General features: G+C 55.3%; 16 protein-coding genes. 3 read left to right on the forward strand and 13 right to left on the reverse strand.

All coding sequences use genetic code 11. The features are described 5' to 3' along the window. Nucleotides 1–358: 358 nt before the first annotated feature. From INF58_RS15985 to guaB, 3 genes are all read right to left on the reverse strand, one after another. Entirely contained in the window at nt 359–739 is a 381-nt protein-coding gene (locus INF58_RS15985) for a membrane lipoprotein lipid attachment site-containing protein (protein WP_193528076.1), read from the reverse strand. A gap of 888 nt (nt 740–1,627) precedes the next feature. Then, the gene (gene guaA, locus INF58_RS15990; protein WP_063450503.1) at nt 1,628–3,205 is read right to left on the reverse strand and encodes a glutamine-hydrolyzing GMP synthase; all 1,578 of its coding nucleotides are present in this window, start codon (nt 3,203–3,205) and stop codon (nt 1,628–1,630) included. A gap of 67 nt (nt 3,206–3,272) precedes the next feature. Continuing rightward, the gene (gene guaB / locus INF58_RS15995; RefSeq protein ID WP_039270203.1) at nt 3,273–4,739 is read right to left on the reverse strand and encodes an IMP dehydrogenase; all 1,467 of its coding nucleotides are present in this window, start codon (nt 4,737–4,739) and stop codon (nt 3,273–3,275) included. Between the two features lie 159 nt (nt 4,740–4,898). Here guaB and xseA point away from each other — a divergent pair, with 159 nt between their 5' ends. The 3 genes from xseA to INF58_RS16010 are packed head-to-tail and all read left to right on the forward strand — an operon-like array spanning nt 4,899 to nt 7,700. Next, nucleotides 4,899–6,272: an exodeoxyribonuclease VII large subunit gene (xseA, locus tag INF58_RS16000; protein ID WP_193528077.1), complete on the forward strand. Its 1,374-nt coding sequence runs from the start codon at nt 4,899–4,901 to the stop codon at nt 6,270–6,272. Between the two features lie 58 nt (nt 6,273–6,330). Then, complete coding sequence (locus INF58_RS16005; RefSeq protein WP_193528078.1) at nt 6,331–7,350, forward strand: M4 family metallopeptidase; 1,020 nt, start codon at nt 6,331–6,333, stop codon at nt 7,348–7,350. Beyond that, entirely contained in the window at nt 7,350–7,700 is a 351-nt protein-coding gene (locus tag INF58_RS16010; protein WP_003860606.1) for a protealysin inhibitor emfourin, read from the forward strand. The genes INF58_RS16005 and INF58_RS16010 overlap by 1 nt, the downstream gene beginning before the upstream one ends. On the opposite strand, the gene INF58_RS16015 is transcribed toward INF58_RS16010, so the two are convergent. From INF58_RS16015 to ndk, 10 genes are all read right to left on the reverse strand, one after another. Continuing rightward, nucleotides 7,697–7,918 (reverse strand): zinc ribbon domain-containing protein, encoded by a 222-nt coding sequence (locus tag INF58_RS16015; protein ID WP_063450507.1) that lies wholly within the window; start codon nt 7,916–7,918, stop codon nt 7,697–7,699. The genes INF58_RS16010 and INF58_RS16015 overlap by 4 nt on opposite strands. 58 nt (nt 7,919–7,976) lie before the next feature. Continuing rightward, the gene (locus tag INF58_RS16020) at nt 7,977–9,518 is read right to left on the reverse strand and encodes a peptide MFS transporter (RefSeq protein ID WP_107533509.1); all 1,542 of its coding nucleotides are present in this window, start codon (nt 9,516–9,518) and stop codon (nt 7,977–7,979) included. 301 nt (nt 9,519–9,819) lie between these two features. Beyond that, nucleotides 9,820–11,292: a ribosome biogenesis GTPase Der gene (gene der / locus INF58_RS16025; RefSeq protein WP_193033515.1), complete on the reverse strand. Its 1,473-nt coding sequence runs from the start codon at nt 11,290–11,292 to the stop codon at nt 9,820–9,822. 112 nt (nt 11,293–11,404) lie between these two features. Then, nucleotides 11,405–12,583, reverse strand: coding sequence for an outer membrane protein assembly factor BamB (bamB, locus tag INF58_RS16030; protein WP_063450509.1), 1,179 nt, complete (start codon nt 12,581–12,583; stop codon nt 11,405–11,407). Nucleotides 12,584–12,593: 10 nt separating this feature from the next. After that, nucleotides 12,594–13,214 (reverse strand): YfgM family protein, encoded by a 621-nt coding sequence (locus INF58_RS16035; protein WP_063450510.1) that lies wholly within the window; start codon nt 13,212–13,214, stop codon nt 12,594–12,596. A gap of 13 nt (nt 13,215–13,227) precedes the next feature. After that, nucleotides 13,228–14,502 (reverse strand): histidine--tRNA ligase, encoded by a 1,275-nt coding sequence (hisS, locus tag INF58_RS16040; RefSeq protein WP_107533511.1) that lies wholly within the window; start codon nt 14,500–14,502, stop codon nt 13,228–13,230. Between the two features lie 81 nt (nt 14,503–14,583). Continuing rightward, the gene (gene ispG / locus INF58_RS16045; protein ID WP_193528079.1) at nt 14,584–15,702 is read right to left on the reverse strand and encodes a flavodoxin-dependent (E)-4-hydroxy-3-methylbut-2-enyl-diphosphate synthase; all 1,119 of its coding nucleotides are present in this window, start codon (nt 15,700–15,702) and stop codon (nt 14,584–14,586) included. Between the two features lie 26 nt (nt 15,703–15,728). After that, nucleotides 15,729–16,733: a cytoskeleton protein RodZ gene (gene rodZ / locus INF58_RS16050; RefSeq protein ID WP_063868017.1), complete on the reverse strand. Its 1,005-nt coding sequence runs from the start codon at nt 16,731–16,733 to the stop codon at nt 15,729–15,731. A 291-nt stretch (nt 16,734–17,024) separates the two neighbouring features. Next, nucleotides 17,025–18,191 (reverse strand): bifunctional tRNA (adenosine(37)-C2)-methyltransferase TrmG/ribosomal RNA large subunit methyltransferase RlmN, encoded by a 1,167-nt coding sequence (locus tag INF58_RS16055; protein WP_003860623.1) that lies wholly within the window; start codon nt 18,189–18,191, stop codon nt 17,025–17,027. Nucleotides 18,192–18,338: 147 nt separating this feature from the next. After that, nucleotides 18,339–18,770 carry a nucleoside-diphosphate kinase gene (gene ndk, locus INF58_RS16060; protein WP_193528080.1) on the reverse strand — a complete coding sequence of 144 codons (432 nt, stop codon included), beginning with the start codon at nt 18,768–18,770 and terminating at the stop codon, nt 18,339–18,341. Between the last annotated feature and the right edge of the window lie 92 nt (nt 18,771–18,862).

Raw genomic sequence — 18,862 nt, forward strand, 5'->3', positions numbered from 1 at the left:
GTTTTATTCAGCTTTACCTATATATGACATTGCAGAAAAGGTTACTGTGTAGCTACCTTATTCCAATGCAATTATTAAAATAATTAATGAATTGCTTTGAGGCAAGGCAACCGTAAACAAGCCCATTCATTTAAAGGCGTTTAAGATCTGGTTAACGTTATCCGCTTACAAACAGCTCAATCGCGTGCAGGGGTACAGCAAGACGTTTCCCGAGCGGCACCGGAATACAAACCATAGCGTGCTACAGTGTCGGTGTCAGTAAATGCCTGTACGACATTTGAGTCTACACGCAGTAAATAAGCAAAACGCATTCAAGATCTGATATGAAAAAGGCCGCTATGGCGGCCTTCTTAACATGTCACGCTACGCAGTTGTTACCTCTCCAGGATACGTTTTTAATAACCTTATCATCACCAAACTCAACATAAATTGTGCAACGCATATCAACTGAATACCCCCCCGTTGAATAAGCATTGGTTGTTGAATATAAACTATTGCCAATAAGATTGGCATTTGTGTTATAGGTTGTTGTTTGCGGTATGTATACAGATCCTGAGTTATCATAAACATAGACCTTATTCCCATCGGGTGATGTCAACTCACCGTTTGGGTAACCCCATTGTTGAATCAGTGAATTTATTGGCTGTCCTCTCCAGGTCAGCATATTCCTTTCAAATTGTGCAGCCGTCTGGCATCCAGCCAAAATAACAACTGCCAAAACCAGAAATATTTTTTTCATATAAATTTCCTACTGCTTTCCCTAATTCTGGCGCTCAGCTGGCTGTGTTTCGCTTGGCTTCCACCAGCTTGTTGTAATGAATTACCGCTACGCGCGGTCCAGTCCCCTGTCGTTGCAGCCAAGGATAGGTTTCTCATGAAGCTAAAGCTGAATCAATTGAAAGGTGCTTACTTTAGCATTCCAGAGGTTGGCGAATGGAGTGATCATACGCCCGGCTTTCAGTGTATCAGTTCCGAAGAAAGTTTTTTATCCTAAAGCGTTTCTGAAGTTGGGTGTTTAGCAGTTTGGTTAAATGCATTGCGAAACTCAACACCGGGCCGCCGCATATGGCTGCGATACTCGAACCATAGCGTGTAAGGTCATGGAATAGCAAATCGTCATAATGGCCGAATGAGCCGCCTTTCACAGTATTGTCTTTACCCCCCCGCAAATCATTCAAATAGCCTGAATCTCGGTGACTGAACCGCCATGCTCGACAATACGTTCTAAAGGTCGCCCACTACACTCTTAGTTAACTCAATCTTCATTATTTCGCCGAGCGTGGGCAAAAATCCCGTTCGATTACCGTCTGCTTCCTGTCATGGATTCAGTCGGCCGGGACGACGTGTTTAATGTAGCTGTAGGTATATACCTCGAATATTTCAGCATCGGCTAACTATCATATTCCGTAGCGTTTCAACACAGCTTGCAGCTGACCTGCCTCCAACAGTGTTTTTCTAAAAATTAATTTCGCGCTAGTTTCCTACAAATTGATACCGTCACCTGTACCGTCGAAAAATGTGGTGTAGAGTGAATAGATATGAGTAGCTATAAACAAAAACCCTCTGCAATTACAGAGGGTTAGAGATGATATTGAATAGTTATGATGTGCTATGAACTAGCTATACATCATTCCCACTCGATCGTCGCCGGTGGCTTACCGCTGATGTCATACACCACGCGGGAAATGCCGTTAACTTCGTTGATGATGCGGTTAGACACGCGGCCTAAGAAGTCATACGGCAGATGCGCCCAGTGCGCGGTCATGAAGTCGATGGTTTCCACCGCACGCAGGGAGACAACCCAGTCGTACTTACGGCCATCGCCCATCACGCCGACGGAGCGAACCGGCAGGAATACGGTGAACGCCTGGCTGACCTTGTTGTACAGGTCTGCCTTGTGCAGCTCTTCGATGAAGATTGCGTCCGCACGGCGCAGCAGGTCGCAGTACTCTTTCTTCACTTCGCCCAGCACGCGCACGCCGAGGCCCGGGCCCGGGAACGGGTGACGGTAGAGCATGTCGTACGGCAGACCCAGCTCCAGGCCGATCTTACGCACTTCATCTTTGAACAGCTCGCGCAGCGGTTCAACCAGGCCCATCTTCATCTCTTTCGGCAGGCCGCCCACGTTGTGGTGAGATTTGATCACGTGCGCTTTACCGGTTGCGGAGGCCGCAGACTCGATCACGTCAGGGTAGATAGTGCCCTGCGCCAGCCACTTCACGTCTTCCAGCTTCAGCGCTTCTTCGTCGAACACTTCCACGAACACGCGGCCAATGATTTTACGTTTCGCTTCCGGATCGTTCTCGCCGGCCAGCGCGTCGAGGAAGCGCTGTTCGCCTTCCACGTGAACGATGTTCAGACCGAAGTGGTCGCCAAACATGTCCATTACCTGCTGGGCTTCGTTCAGGCGCAGCAGGCCGTTGTCCACGAAGACGCAGGTCAGGTTTTTACCGATCGCGCGGTGCAGCAGCATCGCGGTGACGGAGGAGTCCACGCCGCCGGAGAGGCCGAGGATCACTTTGTCATCGCCAACCTGCTGGCGGATACGCTCCACGGCGTCGTCGATGATTTTTGCCGGGGTCCACAGGGCTTCACACTGGCAGATGTCACGCACGAAGCGCTCCAGCATGCGCATACCCTGACGGGTGTGGGTCACTTCCGGGTGGAACTGCACGCCGTAGAAGCGTTTTTCTTCGTTCGCCATGATGGCGAACGGGCAGCTTTCGGTGCTGGCAACGGTCACGAAGTCGGACGGGATGGCGGTGACTTTGTCGCCGTGGCTCATCCACACGTCCAGCAGCGGCTTGCCGTCTGCGGTCAGGGAGTCTTCGATACCGCGCACCAGCGCGCTGTCGGTGACGACTTCAACCTGCGCGTAGCCAAACTCACGCTCGTTAGAGCCTTCTACGTGGCCGCCCAGCTGCATCGCCATGGTCTGCATGCCGTAGCAAACGCCGAACACCGGTACGCCCGCTTCGAACACGTATTGTGGCGCGCGCGGGCTGTTCTCTTCGGTGGTGCTTTCCGGACCGCCGGAGAGGATGATGCCGCTTGGATTGAACTCGCGAATCTGTGCTTCCGTGACATCCCACGCCCACAGCTCACAGTAAACGCCCAGCTCACGCACGCGGCGCGCCACCAGCTGAGTGTACTGAGAACCGAAGTCCAGGATGAGAATGCGATGTTTATGAATGTTTTCCGTCATTGACGCTAATTCCGAGGCAAGTGAAACAAAACAAAGCGCCCGGCATTGAGCCGGGCGCGGAAATTTATCAGGAGCCCAGACGGTAGTTCGGGGACTCTTTGGTGATCGTCACGTCGTGAACGTGGCTCTCCTGGATACCCGCACCGCTGATGCGTACGAATTCCGCTTTGGTACGCAGCAGGTCGATGGTACCACAGCCGGTCAGACCCATACAGGAGCGCAGGCCGCCCATCTGCTGGTGAATGATCTCTTTCAGGCGGCCTTTATAGGCCACACGGCCTTCGATACCTTCCGGCACCAGTTTGTCTGCGGCGTTATCGGTCTGGAAGTAACGGTCGGAGGAACCTTTGGACATCGCACCGAGGGAGCCCATACCGCGATAGGATTTATAAGAACGGCCCTGGTAGAGTTCGATTTCGCCCGGGGATTCTTCGGTACCGGCCAGCATAGAGCCCACCATCACGGCGGCTGCACCTGCGGCGATCGCTTTGGCGATGTCGCCAGAGAAGCGGATACCGCCGTCAGCGATAACCGGAATACCGGTCCCTTCCAGCGCTTCAACCGCGTCAGAAACCGCGGTGATCTGCGGAACGCCCACGCCGGTAACGATACGGGTGGTACAGATAGAGCCAGGGCCGATACCCACTTTCACCGCGCTGCAACCCGCTTCCGCCAGTGCGCGAGCGCCTGCGCCCGTTGCCACGTTACCGCCGATGATCTGGAGATCCGGGTATTTAGCACGGGTTTCACGGATACGTTGCAGAACGCCTTCGGAGTGGCCGTGGGAGGAGTCAATCAGCAGCACGTCAACGCCCGCAGCAACCAGCGCGTCAACGCGCTCTTCGTTACCTGCACCCGCGCCAACCGCAGCACCGACGCGCAGACGGCCATGCTCGTCTTTACAGGCGTTCGGTTTACGTTCAGCTTTCTGGAAATCTTTCACGGTGATCATGCCGCGCAGATGGAAGCTCGCATCCACAACCAGCGCTTTCTCAACGCGTTTTTCGTGCATTTTCGCCAGCACGACGTCGCGGGTTTCGCCTTCACGCACGGTCACCAGACGCTCTTTAGGCGTCATGTATACGCTGACAGGCTGGTTCAGGTCAGTGACAAAACGCACGTCACGACCGGTGATGATCCCCACCAGCTCGTTATCTTCGGTCACAACCGGGTAGCCCGCGAAGCCGTTACGCTCGGTCAGCGCTTTCACTTCGTGCAGGGTGGTGGTTGGCAGAACGGTCTGAGGGTCGGACACGATACCGGATTCATGTTTCTTCACGCGGCGAACTTCTTCCGCCTGACGCTCGATAGACATGTTTTTGTGGATAAAGCCAATGCCGCCTTCCTGTGCCAGGGCGATAGCCAGACGCGCTTCCGTCACGGTGTCCATTGCTGCGGAGAGCATAGGAATGTTCAGACGAATGGTTTTCGTCAACTGCGTGCTGAGGTCGGCAGTATTCGGCAGAACGGTGGAATGAGCGGGAACGAGGAGGACGTCGTCAAACGTCAGTGCTTCTTTAGCGATACGTAGCATGGGCAATATCTCTGACCTGGGTGGTTAAATATTGCCGTGGCATTATACAGAGCGTAACCGATTGCATCTACATTTTTTTGAAAAAAATGCTTGCGCTCCCCTCTCAGCAGGTTACTATCGACTGAATAACTTGCTGATTTAGAATTTGATCCCGCTCACATGTTATCCTCTCAATCCCCCTCAATTTATACTGTCAGCCGCCTTAATCAGACGGTGCGTTTGCTGCTTGAGCAGGAAATGGGGCAGGTCTGGATCAGCGGTGAAATCTCTAACTTCACGCAGCCCGCTTCCGGCCACTGGTACTTTACGCTGAAAGACGACACCGCCCAGGTGCGCTGTGCCATGTTCCGCAACAGCAACCGTCGCGTGACGTTCCGTCCCCAGCACGGCCAGCAGGTTCTGGTGCGCGCCAATATTACCCTGTATGAGCCGCGCGGTGATTATCAGATTATCGTCGAGAGCATGCAGCCCGCCGGTGAAGGCTTGCTGCAACAGAAGTACGAGCAGCTTAAAGCCATGCTTTCGGCTGAGGGGTTGTTTGACCAGCAGTTTAAAAAGCCCCTGCCCTCTCCTGCCCACTGCGTGGGGGTTATCACCTCGAAAACCGGTGCGGCCCTGCACGATATTTTGCACGTGCTGAAGCGTCGTGACCCTTCCCTGCCCGTCATTATCTACCCGACTGCCGTTCAGGGTGACGATGCGCCGGGGCAGATCGTACGCGCCATTGAGCTGGCGAATACGCGTCAGGAGTGTGATGTCCTTATCGTCGGGCGCGGCGGCGGCTCGCTGGAAGACCTGTGGAGCTTTAACGATGAGCGCGTGGCGCGGGCGATCTTTGCCAGTCTTATTCCTGTCGTGAGCGCCGTCGGTCACGAAACGGACGTGACGATTGCGGATTTTGTCGCGGATTTACGCGCGCCCACGCCGTCTGCGGCGGCAGAGGTGGTCAGCCGTAACCAGCAGGAGCTACTGCGTCAGATCCAGAACGCGCAGCAGCGCCTGGAGATGGCGATGGACTATTTCCTCGCTAACCGCACCCGCCGCTTTACCCAGCTTCACCATCGTCTGCAACAGCAGCATCCGCAGTTACGTCTGGCGCGCCAGCAAACCGTGCTGGAGCGTCTGCGTCAGCGCATGAACTTCGCGATAGATACCCAGCTTAAGCGCGCGGTATCCCGCCAGCAGCGCGTCACGCAGCGTCTGAATCAGCAAAACCCGCAGCCGACCATCTACCGTGCGCAAACGCGGATCCAGCAGATCGAGTATCGCCTTGCGGAAAATATTCGTTCACGCCTGAGCACCACCCGCGAGCGTTTTGGCAATGCGGTCACCCATCTGGAAGCCGTCAGCCCGCTCTCCACGCTGGCGCGCGGCTACAGCGTGACCACCGCGACGGACGGCAAAGTGCTGAAACAAACGAAACAGGTAAAAGCCGGGGATGTGCTCACCACCCGTCTTTCAGACGGCTGGGTTGAGAGTGAAGTCAAAGAGATCAAACCGGTGAAAAAAACGCGTCAGCGTAAAAGCGGATAAATCTTCGCCGGTTACAAACTATACTGCTGCTATTGCCTTTTTTAATAAGGAGAGCAGCATGCCCCATCTACATAGCGTCATCCCTCCGTATATTCTTCGTCGTATCATCGAAAGCGGGTCAGAGCCCCAGCAGCGCTGCGCCCGTCAGACGTTAACCCACGTGCAAACCCTGATGGCGCATATGCCGGGTAAGCCCGCCGCACCGCACGTCAATAAAGCCGGTCAGCTTGAGCGTGACATCTACGATGCAAAACAGACCCAGGAATTGCCGGGTACCCAGGTGCGCTATGAAGGCCAGCCGTCTAACGGCGATGTGGCGGTGGATGAAGCGTACGATTATCTGGGCATCACCCATGATTTCTTCTGGAAGGAATATCAGCGCGATTCGCTTGATAACAAAGGGCTGATCCTCACCGGCACCGTGCACTATGGCCGGGAGTATCAAAACGCCTTCTGGAACGGTCAGCAGATGGTCTTTGGCGATGGCGACGGGGAAATCTTCAACCGCTTCACCATTGCCATCGACGTGGTGGCACATGAGCTGAGCCACGGCGTGACGGAGACCGAGGCCGGACTGATCTACTTTGAACAGTCAGGCGCGCTGAACGAGTCGTTATCCGACGTGTTTGGTTCGCTGGTGAAGCAATACCATCTTAAGCAGACTGCCGATCGGGCAGACTGGCTGATTGGCGAAGGACTGCTGGCGGAAGGCATTAACGGCAAAGGGCTGCGCTCTATGTCTGAACCGGGCACCGCCTATAACGATCCCCTGCTCGGCAAAGATCCGCAGCCCGGGCATATGAAAGATTTCATTAAGACCCGCGAGGATAACGGCGGCGTACATCTCAACTCCGGCATCCCCAACCGGGCGTTTTACCTGGCCGCGACGGCAATCGGCGGTTACGCCTGGGAAAAAGCTGGTTATGCCTGGTACGACACGATGTGCGATCGCAATCTGGCGCAGGATGCCGATTTTGACGCTTTCGCAAAACTGACGATCGCCCACGGCGAGAAGCGCTCCGGTAGTGACGTTGGGGCGGCAATTAAACAAGCCTGGGAACAGGTGGGAGTACTGTAATGCAGGTACCGGAACTGACGGATGACGCCGTGGTTGAGCTGGCCCGGGAAGGCGGCGTCGCCTTTATTCCTAAGCTGAGCGGTCAGCGCACTATCGCCCTCTCCACCCTCAACGAGGCGCAGCGTCAGCGCGTGGTGAATATTCTGGAACAGGCTATCCCGCGCGGGCAGCCGCCGGGCCAGGCGTCGTCTCCGGGCAGCGGCGATCAGCGCTATTTTCGCATTCAGATCATTTGGACCCGGCACAATCAGGCGCAGTATACCGATATTATCGTGCTGGTTCCGGAGCAGGAAGCGCCGGAATCGCTGATTGAGCTGTGGCAAAAAGGCGAAGGCTGCGTGTGCGATTAAGCTTCGGCCCTGACGAACTCGACGCGTTTTTTTGAGATCAGCCCGTGGCCGTTCTGACAGAAGTAATCCACCGCGCCGCAGGCTTTGAGTACCTGAAGCGGCTGGTGACAGTCAGGGCAGCGCGCTTCGAGGGGAATATCTTTATTGCAGCTGTCGCAGTGCGCGACACCGTTTTGCGGCTCGAGCTCTGCGTGGCAGTCAGGACAGGTAATGGACATGCTCTCTCCCGTTAAGTTGGGCCGGGGCAGGATAACCGCCCCGGCAGTCTGAGAATTATCAGGCTTCAGTAGCCGGTTTAGTCTGCGCATTTTCCAGCATGCGACGTACCGGAACAATGAGGACGATCAGCACCGCAGCACAAATCAGCAGCGCGATGGAGCAACGGGCAAAGAGGTCCGGCAGCATGTCCAGCTGGTCGGCCTTCACGTGCCCACCAATGAGGCCCGCCGCCAGGTTACCCAGCGCACTGGCGCAGAACCACAGGCCCATCATCTGGCCGCGCATTCTTTCCGGTGCCAGCAGGGTCATGGTTGCCAGGCCGATTGGACTCAGGCACAGTTCCCCGAGCGTCAGCATCAGGATACTGCCCACCAGCCAGAACGGCGATACGCCTGCCCCACCGTTGCTCAGCACGTTCTGTGCCGCCAGCATCATCAGCCCGAAGCCCCCTGCCGCACACAAAATACCAATGACGAACTTGGTGATGCTGCTCGGGCGAATATTATTGCTCGCCAGCTTCGGCCATGCCCAGCTAAATACCGGGGCCAGCAGAATGATGAACAGGGCATTAATCGACTGGAACCATACCGCCGGGATTTCAAAATCACCGATCATGCGGTTAGTGTAGTCGTTGGCGAACAGGTTGAAGGAGGTTGGCTTCTGCTCGAAAGCGGACCAGAAGAACGCGGCGGAGACCAGCAGAATAAAGCACACCAGCAGCCGGGCGCGCTCTTTGCGGTTCAGACCGGCGAAGATGAACAGGTAGATAAAGTAGAGCGCAACGGAGGCGGCGATCACATACACCAGCACGCTGGCGACCGCGACCGGATTGATCACAATCACGCCCTGGGCAATCAACGTAACGATGATTGCAACACCCACCGCCAGCGCCAGCAGCCAGGCACCTACGCCGTTACGTTTCACCACCGGGCTGTTCCAGGTAGAGTCCAGACCCACTTCAGCGTCATAGCGCTTCATGGCCGGAACGGCAAACACGCGGAAGATGATCAGCGCCACCAGCATCCCGATACCGCCGATACCAAAGCCCCAGTGCCAGCCGTGCGTTTTGATCAGCCAGCCGGAAATCAGCGGGGCAATGAACGAGCCCATGTTGATGCCCATATAGAACAGCGAGAAACCGCCGTCACGACGCGCGTCGCCCTTTTTGTACAGGGTACCGACCATGACCGAGATACAGGTCTTAAACAGGCCGGAGCCGAGCACGATGAACATCAGGCCGATGAAGAACAGGTTGTCGCCCATGATGGCCGACAGCGCGATCGACAGGTGACCAAGCGCAATCAGAATCGAACCGTACCAGACGGCACGCTGCTGGCCGAGCCAGTTATCCGCCAGCCAGCCGCCCGGCAGCGCGGCCAGGTACATGGTTCCGGCAAAGATACCGACAATCGCCGAGGCGTTTTCGCGCGCCAGGCCCATCCCGCCGTCATAGACGGTGGCGGCCATAAACAGGATTAGCAGCGGGCGAATACCGTAAAACGAGAAACGCTCCCACATCTCGGTGAAGAACAGCGAACCGAGCGGATAAGGATGGCCGAAGAAGGTTCGGCTCTCTTTTTGATTAACAGAGGATTGCATAATTCTCCCGAAAAGGTATGTGTCGTGCTTGTAAACACCAGCATGTACGCCGAACGGTTACGTATCCGATCGATTTTTTACATGCGGCGAAAAGTTGGTTAACCATTTGATAACCAGGCGCTAGTTTTGTCTAGTACCGAACCCTGGACTTTAAGACGAAAATTCGACGATTGTCTACTTTCTTAGATATAAACATGGTTAAAAGTGAATAGTGATTGACATCACAGAGACTTAATAATGGCCTGCCGCCAGGCATAAAAAAACCCGCGACAGGCGCGGGTTTCAGTGGGAAGAGCAAGGCTTATTTGCTTTTCTTAATGTGCTTAATCAAACGCTTACGCTTACGCATCTGGTTCGGCGTCAGGGTGTTGCGTTTATTCGCAAACGGGTTTTCCCCTTCCTTAAACTGAATACGGATAGGCGTACCCATTACGTCCAGCGACTTGCGGAAGTAGTTCATCAGGTAGCGTTTGTAGGAATCCGGCAGATCTTTCACCTGGTTGCCGTGGATCACCACAATAGGCGGATTATAGCCACCGGCGTGGGCATATTTCAGCTTCACGCGACGACCGCGCACCAGCGGCGGCTGGTGATCTTCCGCAGCCATATTCATGATACGGGTCAGCATCGCCGTGCTCTGGCGGCGGGTAGAGCTGTCGTAGGCTTCACGCACGGATTCGAACAGGTTACCAACGCCGCTGCCGTGCAGGGCAGAGATAAAGTGTACGCGGGCAAAGTCGATAAAGCCCAGACGGAAGTCCAGGGTCTCTTTCACCTGTTCACGCACCTCGTTGCTCAGGCCGTCCCACTTGTTGACGACGATAACCAGTGAGCGCCCACTATTGAGGATAAAGCCGAGCAGAGAGAGATCCTGATCGGAGATACCTTCACGTGCGTCAATCACCAGCAGCACTACGTTCGCGTCTTCAATCGCCTGAAGGGTTTTGATCACCGAGAATTTTTCCACCACATCGGTGATTTTCCCGCGCTTACGCACGCCAGCGGTGTCGATAAGGACATACTCACGTTCATCGCGCTGCATTGGAATATAAATGCTGTCACGCGTTGTGCCCGGCATGTCGTAAACCACCACGCGTTCTTCACCCAGAATACGGTTAGTAAGCGTAGACTTACCTACGTTAGGACGACCAACGATAGCCAGCTTAATAGGCAGATCCTGCGGGTTGAAGTCGTCTTCCGGCTCTTCCTCGCCTTCTTCTCCGGTTTCAAACTGCGCCCAGTATTCGGCGTCTTCATCCACCTCTTCCGGCGGGTTCACTTCATCCACCCACGGCAGAAGAACGGTTTCCAGCAGGCTGGTCACGCCGCGGCCATGCGAAGCCGCAATAGGATAAATATCGCCCAGGCCTAAAGACCAGAAATCCGCAACGGCCTGATCGGCATCGATACCGTCAGTTTTGTTCGCCACCAGGAAGGTTGGCTTTTCGCGTGAACGCAGATGTTTGGCAATAGCAGAATCCGCCGGCATCAGGCCAGCGCGCGCATCCACCATAAACAGAACCACGTCCGCTTCTTCGATAGCCAGCAGAGACTGCTCTGCCATGCGGGTTTCTACGCCGTCTTCCGTACCGTCAATACCCCCGGTATCGATACAGATGAACTCGCGTCCTTCCACCTCTGCACGACCGTACTTACGGTCACGCGTCAGCCCCGGGAAATCCGCAACCAGCGCATCACGGGTGCGTGTTAAACGGTTAAAAAGAGTGGATTTTCCAACGTTAGGGCGCCCGACAAGCGCGACCACAGGTACCATGTTTGAAGCCTCATAAAATTCAAAATAACGTCGCTTTCGCGGCGTTTTTAAAAATGTCAAAACGGCTCCTGAGTGAACAGGAGCCGTTTAGTATACTACAACCGCCGTGTAATTAACGCGTGATCGCGTACAGCGTGCCGTCTTTTGCCTGAATCAGCAGTTTGCCGTCAGCCACAACCGGGTCGGTCAGGAAGCCTGAGCCGTCCACTTTCTGCTGCGCCACGAAGCGGCCATTCTCTGGATCGATCCAGTGCATATAGCCTTCGCTGTCGCCCACCACCAGGCTGCCGTTATACAGTGCCGGTGCGGTCAGCAGACGGTGCAGCAGATCGCTCTGCGTCCACAGCGTCACGCCACCTTCGGTGCTCAGCGCCAGCAGACGGTCGTTCTGATCCACCATATAAATACGGTTGCCGTCGACGATGAAATCGTTCACGGAGCCCAGTTCACGTTTCCACATGATCTGGCCGCTACGCAGATCCAGCGCCGTCAGGTTGCCGTTATACGCCAGCGCGTAAACGACACCGTCAACGATAACTGGGGTCGTGTCCACGTCGCTCAGACGGTCAATTTCAGTTGAACCGGTCGCCTGAGAGATACGCTGCTGCCAGATCATCTGACCCTGCTGCATCAGTACCGCACTGACGCGGCCGTTGTCACCGCCCACAATAGCGGCGCCGAAGGCGGTCGCCGGAGCAGATTCACCGCGCAGAGACAGCGCTGGCATATCCAGGTTAACGGTCCATTTGACCAGACCGTCGGCTTCGTTCAGCGCCTGAAGCTGGCCGTTGCTGGTATGGATCAGCACCAGCCCGTCGCTCACGACCGGACGAGACAAGGATTCACCGGCAACGGCGGTCTGCCATGCAACAGAACCGTCGCTGGCATTCAGCGCGTAAACCTGCGCTTTTTCGCTGCCCACGTACACATGACCACCGGCAACGGTCAGGCCGCCAGAAAGCAGTGCAGGCTTACGGGAGAACCAGCCGTCTTTTTCCGCCAGGTTAATGGACCACACTTCTTTTCCGTCATCCGCGTTCAGCGCTTTGACGGTGCCTTTGCGATCGGCTGCATAGACCACGCCGTCAGCAAACGCCGGGTGCAGGTTGGAATAAAAATCGCCAATACCATCACCCACGGAGGTATCCCAGGCGGTGGATGGCGTGAACTGGTTTTCAACCGTCGGCAGCGGGGACATTTTGACAACGTCTTCTTCACCACTGAACAGTGAACAACCGCTTAATAACGTAACAGAAAGCAGTCCTGGCAGAAGTAATTTACGCAATTGCATTGGGTCCCTCTCAGACGGACAAATTATTTATTTTCATCTGCATCATTTCGCTCAGCGCAGGTGAAGCTTTGCTATCCACGCCAGCTTGCCACGCTTTGCGCGCGCCCGCCTTGTCACCTTTGCTCAGCAGTGCTTCACCGCGGAGATCGGCAACGATGGCGGCAAAGCCTTCGCCTTTGATGGTATCAAGCGTTTTCAGCGCGTCGTCAGCTTTTTTCTGCTGAACCTGAATACGTGCCAGGCGCAGATTAATTACCGCTTTCAGATTTTCGTCACTGGCAGCAGCAAGCCCCTGGGACAGCTGCGCAGCGGCTTTGTCCAGTTCGTTTTTATCAACATACTGCTGAGCCACTTCCAGCGCAGCCAGTGCGCCGTAGGTGTTTTTGTTATCAGCGGCAAATTTTTCCGCGGCCGCCAGGGTTTGCGGCCGATCGGCACTGATTGCGCTAACGGTATTTTCGTAGTTCAGGGACGAACCGCGAGCAGAGTCAGCCTGATGATTGTTCCAGTAACGCCAGCCTACCAGCGCACCTACACCTAAAATAACCCCAACAACCAATGCCTTGCCGTTTTCGGCAAAGAAGCGTTTAACCGCATCCACCTGGTCGTGTTCGTTCTCGTAAATTTCCACGCAGTCCTTCTCCTTAGCCTAATAGAGTGCGCAAGTGTGCCGCAACGCCGTCCTGCGTTACCGTAGTTTGCTCACCAGAGCGCAGGTCTTTTACTACCACTTCGCCGTTGGCCACTTCGGACTCACCCAGCACCAGTGCGATACTTGCGCCCCACTTATCGGCACGAGCAAACTGTTTTTTAAAGTTGCCGCCGCCGTGGTTGGTCATCAGCTTAACGTCCGGCAGCGCATCGCGCACGCGTTCGGCAAGCTGCATCGCCGCAGACTGCGTATCCGCACCTGAGGCCACCAGGTATATATCGACAACAGGATCGGCTTTAAATTCCGGATTAACTGCCTGAACCAGCAAAACAAGTCGCTCAAGGCCCATCGCGAAGCCAACGGCCGGTGCTGCACGACCACCCAGTTGCTCAACCAGACCGTCATAACGACCGCCGGCACACACGGTGCCCTGTGAACCGAGGCTGGAGGTGACCCACTCAAATACGGTGCGGTTGTAGTAGTCCAGACCGCGAACCAGACGCTGGTTAACGGTATAGGCAATGCCCGCCGCTTCAAGCAGCTTGCACAGGCCGGCAAAGTGTTCGCGGGAATCTTCGTCCAGGTAGTCACCCAGTGCAGGGGCATCATTCAGCAGCGCCTGAACGTCAGGGTTTTTGGAATCCAGCACGCGCAGCGGGTTGCTGTACATACGACGCTTACAATCGTCGTCCAGCTTCTCTTTATGCTGTTCCAGGAATGCCACCAGCGCATCGCGATAGTTCGCACGCGCTTCCAGAGAACCGATTGAGTTCAGCTCCAGTGAAACGTGCTCAGAAATACCGAGCGCACGCCACCAGCGGGCAGTCAGCATAATCAGTTCAGCGTCGATATCTGGGCCTTGCAGGCCAAACACTTCCACGCCAAGCTGGTTGAACTGACGATAGCGGCCTTTCTGCGGACGTTCGTGGCGGAACATCGGGCCGATATACCACAGGCGCTGCTCCTGATTGTACAGGAGACCATGTTCGATGCCGGCGCGTACGCAACCCGCCGTCCCCTCAGGACGCAGGGTCAGGCTGTCGCCGTTGCGGTCCTCAAAGGTATACATCTCTTTTTCAACCACGTCGGTCACTTCACCGATCGCGCGTTTGAATAACGGGGTCTGCTCTACAATCGGCAAACGAATTTCGCTGTAACCGTAGCTGCCGAGCACCTGCTTCAGTGTGCCTTCAATGCGCTGCCAGATGGCGGTTTCGCCAGGCAGATAATCGTTCATGCCGCGGATGGCTTGAATGTTTTTTGCCACGTTTATTCTCTTTCTATATACAAAAAAGAACCCAAAGAATGGGCTCAATCATACATGGGAAGCAGCCTGCTTCCCATCACGTTATTTTTCAACCTGCTGAACGCTGATGCGCTGCGCTTCGTCCATCATCGTCGCTTTTGCGCGAATGCGGGCTTCGAGCTGGTCGATCATGTCGCTATTATCCAGACGATCTTTACGAACGCCATCTTCATAGAGACCACTTTTCTTGTTACCGCCGGTCACGCCCAGCGTGGACACCAGCGCTTCACCCGGACCGTTCACCACGCAACCGATGATGGACACGTCCATCGGGGTGATGATGTCTTCCAGGCGCTGCTCCAGGGCGTTCACGGTGCCGATCACGTCAAATTCCTGACGTGAACAGGTTGGGCAGGCAATGAAGTTGATCCCGCGCGCGCGGATGCGCAGTGATTTCAGGATATCGAAACCGACTTTGATCTCTTCCACCGGATCGGCCGCCAGAGAGACGCGTAACGTGTCGCCGATGCCTTCAGAGAGCAGCAGGCCAAGGCCAATCGCCGATTTTACCGAACCGCTGCGCAGACCGCCCGCCTCGGTGATCCCAAGATGCAGCGGCTGATCGATCTGTTTCGCCAGCAGGCGATACGATTCAACGGCCAGGAAAACGTCAGAGGCTTTTACGCTCACTTTGAACTGTTCGAAGTTAAGGCGATCCAGATGATCGACGTGACGCATGGCGGATTCGAGCAGCGCCTGCGGCGTTGGCTCGCCATACTTTTCCTGGAGATCTTTTTCCAGAGAGCCGGCGTTCACGCCGATACGGATTGGAATGTTTTTGTCGCGGGCGCAGTCAACCACCATGCGAATGCGTTCTTCATTGCCGATGTTGCCTGGGTTAATGCGCAGGCAATCGACACCGTATTCAGCGACTTTCAGCGCGATACGGTAATCGAAGTGAATATCGGCAACCAGCGGCACGCTCACCTGCTGTTTGATCAGTTTGAACGCCTCAGCGGCGTCCATGGTCGGCACAGAGACGCGGACAATGTCCGCGCCTACGCGCTCTAACGCTTTGATCTGATTGACCGTCGCTTCCACGTCCGTGGTGCGCGTATTGGTCATCGACTGGACGGCGATAGGCGCCCCATCGCCGATTGGCACGTTCCCAACGTAAATCCGTTTCGATTTTCTACGTTGAATAGGAGCCTGGTTATGCATGTAAAATCTCCCGCATTGCCCGTCTGTTACTGTGCTGCTGATTGTTCGGCATTAACGGTAAGACGCGCAACCTGGTTAGTTCTGATAAAGCGGCTCAGATCGACAGGTTTTCCTTGATACTGGATCTGTACCGCTGCCGGTGCGCCGATTTTAAGCTTGTAAGGTGCCTGGCCCGTTAGATTTAACGTGCCATCTTTGCGTTGCAGGCCGCTGAACAGCTTTTTACCTGTTGCGTCAGTCACTTCCAGCCAGCAATCCGCCGTAAAATTCATCACCAGCGCATTCGGGTCAACGGCAGGGGCCGCCGTTCCAGCCGGGTCAGTTGGCAGCGACGCCGCGGTGTTATCCGTCTGTGCCGTTGCCGCAGGTGCGGTATCAACATTTGCCTGTGAAGGCGATACCACCGCATTCTGATCCTGAGCCTGGGTGGCTGGCGCGGTATTCGCCGTCGCCTCTGGCGCTGGAGCAGCTTCGGTTGCAGGCGCGTTCGCTGCTGCCGTCTGCGGTTCGCTGGAGGTCGAAGCCCCTTCCGTACTCAGCGGCACGCTTTGTGCACCGTTGGATTGATTAAGCTCAGCGGAGGACTGATCGGCCATGGTGGTGATCTCTTCCTGCTGCGCTTTGTGGTTTTGCCACCACCATGCGCCCGTCAGGCCGACAACCACAAACAGAACCAGCCAGGTAAAGCTCATCAGCCAGCCATCGCGTTTTTTACGACGCTTACCCAGCGAGAAGCTTTGCATCGGCGCCACTTTTGCTGCACGTACCGGCGCCTGCTTCTCCATCATCGGCAGTAATTCGTCTTCAGGGATATGAACCAGTTTGGCGTAAGAACGGATATAGCCGCGCAGAAACGTTGAAGCCAGATCGGCAGGAGCCTTATCTTCTTCAATGTCGCGAACGGTGGACACCTTCAGGCACAGGCGTTCTGCAACGGCTTGCTGGCTGAGTCCGAGTTGTTCACGGGCGTTGCGAAGACGAACGCCAGTGGAGAGTGCTGCATTTTGATCGTGAGTGGCTTCAGTATTCATTCGCTACAACTACTGGTACGTGAAAATAAGGGTTCAGGTGCCGGTGAGTCACAATGCCACCCGCACCGCGAAACTTCAGGTCAGTTAACCTGGAACAAACAGTATAAGACTGTCGGGCCGCAGATGACAGCGCTGGCGGGCCTTCACGCTAAACTGTTGTTACGTCGTTACATACTGCCCGAAAGTCGTATGAAACGCACCGTAATTATTAATCAGTTGTAATGATTGTGGCTGATTATTCAGTAAATTAATGCTTCACGGCGCAAAAAATGCGCCGTGTCTGCATAATAATCAGACGGTTTTAACCGCGATTGACTCACCCTGCATGCGCTTGCGCAGCGTACGTTTGGTACGGTCAATAACGTCACCCGCCAGCTGACCACAGGCTGCGTCAATATCATCACCACGCGTTTTACGCACGATGGTGGTGAAACCATACTCCATCAGCACTTTGGAGAAGCGATCGATACGGCTGTTTGAGCTACGGCCATACGGCGCGCCCGGGAACGGGTTCCATGGGATCAGGTTGATCTTGCACGGCGTATCTTTCAGCAGTTCTGCCAGCTCGTGAGCATGCTCGGTACCGTCGTTGACATGATCCAGCATCACGTATTCGATGGTCACGCGGCCCTGGTTGGCGTTGGATTTCTCCAGGTAACGGCGCACGCCGGCCAGGAAGGTTTCGATATTGTACTTTTTGTTGATCGGCACAATTTCGTCACGGATGGCGTCGTTTGGCGCGTGAAGGGAGATTGCCAGCGCGACGTCAATCATGTCGCCCAGCTTGTCCAGCGCAGGCACAACGCCGGAAGTAGAGAGCGTCACGCGGCGCTTGGACAGACCAAAACCGAAGTCGTCGAGCATGATTTCCATCGCTGGCACGACGTTGGTCAGGTTCAGCAGCGGTTCACCCATCCCCATCATCACCACGTTGGTGATGGGACGCGTACCGGTGACTTTCGCCGCGCCCACGATTTTCGCGGCACGCCAGACCTGGCCGATGATTTCCGACACGCGCAGGTTACGGTTAAAGCCCTGCTGCGCCGTCGAGCAGAATTTGCACTCCAGCGCACAGCCCACCTGAGAAGAGACGCACAGCGTGGCGCGATCGTCTTCCGGGATATACACGGTTTCAACGCGCTGATCGCCAACGGCAATGGCCCACTTGATGGTGCCATCCGAGGAGCGTTGCTCTTCCACCACTTCCGGCGCGCGGATTTCCGCCACTTCTTTAAGCTTATTGCGCAGCACTTTGTTGATGTCCGTCATGTCATCAAAGTTGTCGCTGCAATAGTGGTACATCCATTTCATGACCTGATCGGCACGAAACGGCTTCTCGCCCATCTCTTTAAAGAACTCGCGCATCTGCTGACGGTTCAGGTCCAGCAGGTTAATTTTTCCATTTTTATTGGGAACCGCAGGAATGGCGACTTCGGAGGTATTCACTAATTCAGACATAATATTTTCCGGCCTCGTTGTTACACGTTGTGGCCCTTGGTGGGTTGAAAAGAAACGCCCCGGTAAGCAGTCTGCTCGTCCGGGGCGTTGCATTGTACAAAGTCTGGCGCAGGGATGCCACGTTTGCACGCGGCATTTACGAAATTATTAGCGAGTGCGCGGGCACACTTCGCCTTCAGCGAAGAAGAACGCGATTTCGCGCGCAGCAGATTCAACGGAGTCGGAACCGTGGGTGCCGTTCTCGGTGAAGCTGTCTGCGTAGTCAGCGCGCAGAGTACCGGCCAGCGCGTTGTCCGGGTTGGTTGCACCCAGCAGGTCACGGTGACGCTGTACCGCGTTTTCGCCTTCCAGTACGGATACCACGATTGGGCCAGAAGTCATGAACTCGACCAGACCGTTAAAGAATGGGCGACCTTCGTGCTCAGCGTAGAAACCACGAGCCTGCTCAACGGTCAGGTGCAGCATTTTGGTGCCAACGATCTTAAACCCTGCTGATTCAAAGCGAGCGAAGATGCTGCCAATAACGTTTTTTGCCACCGCGTTTGGTTTGATGATGGAAAAAGTACGTTCAATAGCCATTGATAACCTCTGTAAAATGTTCTGTTGTTTTTGCATACCTGAGTATGGTGTGGCGCGGATTATAAAGAGCAATAGCGCCATTGCCTATGGTT

This window comes from Enterobacter cloacae complex sp. P24RS (assembly GCF_014982165.1).
Classification (GTDB): Bacteria; Pseudomonadota; Gammaproteobacteria; order Enterobacterales; family Enterobacteriaceae; genus Enterobacter; species Enterobacter quasihormaechei.

Excerpts from the sequence above, each read along its gene's own strand:
- guaA (WP_063450503.1), bottom strand. The coding sequence starts at position 3,205 with ATGACGGAAAACATTCATAAACATCGCATTCTCATCCTGGACTTCGGT.
- INF58_RS16005 (WP_193528078.1), top strand. The coding sequence starts at position 6,331 with ATGCCCCATCTACATAGCGTCATCCCTCCGTATATTCTTCGTCGTATC.
- INF58_RS16020 (WP_107533509.1), bottom strand. The coding sequence starts at position 9,518 with ATGCAATCCTCTGTTAATCAAAAAGAGAGCCGAACCTTCTTCGGCCAT.
- ispG (WP_193528079.1), bottom strand. The coding sequence starts at position 15,702 with ATGCATAACCAGGCTCCTATTCAACGTAGAAAATCGAAACGGATTTAC.
- der (WP_193033515.1), bottom strand. The coding sequence starts at position 11,292 with ATGGTACCTGTGGTCGCGCTTGTCGGGCGCCCTAACGTTGGAAAATCC.
- bamB (WP_063450509.1), bottom strand. The coding sequence starts at position 12,583 with ATGCAATTGCGTAAATTACTTCTGCCAGGACTGCTTTCTGTTACGTTA.
- INF58_RS16010 (WP_003860606.1), top strand. The coding sequence starts at position 7,350 with ATGCAGGTACCGGAACTGACGGATGACGCCGTGGTTGAGCTGGCCCGG.
- INF58_RS16015 (WP_063450507.1), bottom strand. The coding sequence starts at position 7,918 with ATGTCCATTACCTGTCCTGACTGCCACGCAGAGCTCGAGCCGCAAAAC.
- INF58_RS15985 (WP_193528076.1), bottom strand. The coding sequence starts at position 739 with ATGAAAAAAATATTTCTGGTTTTGGCAGTTGTTATTTTGGCTGGATGC.
- xseA (WP_193528077.1), top strand. The coding sequence starts at position 4,899 with ATGTTATCCTCTCAATCCCCCTCAATTTATACTGTCAGCCGCCTTAAT.
- guaB (WP_039270203.1), bottom strand. The coding sequence starts at position 4,739 with ATGCTACGTATCGCTAAAGAAGCACTGACGTTTGACGACGTCCTCCTC.
- INF58_RS16055 (WP_003860623.1), bottom strand. The coding sequence starts at position 18,191 with ATGTCTGAATTAGTGAATACCTCCGAAGTCGCCATTCCTGCGGTTCCC.
- rodZ (WP_063868017.1), bottom strand. The coding sequence starts at position 16,733 with ATGAATACTGAAGCCACTCACGATCAAAATGCAGCACTCTCCACTGGC.
- ndk (WP_193528080.1), bottom strand. The coding sequence starts at position 18,770 with ATGGCTATTGAACGTACTTTTTCCATCATCAAACCAAACGCGGTGGCA.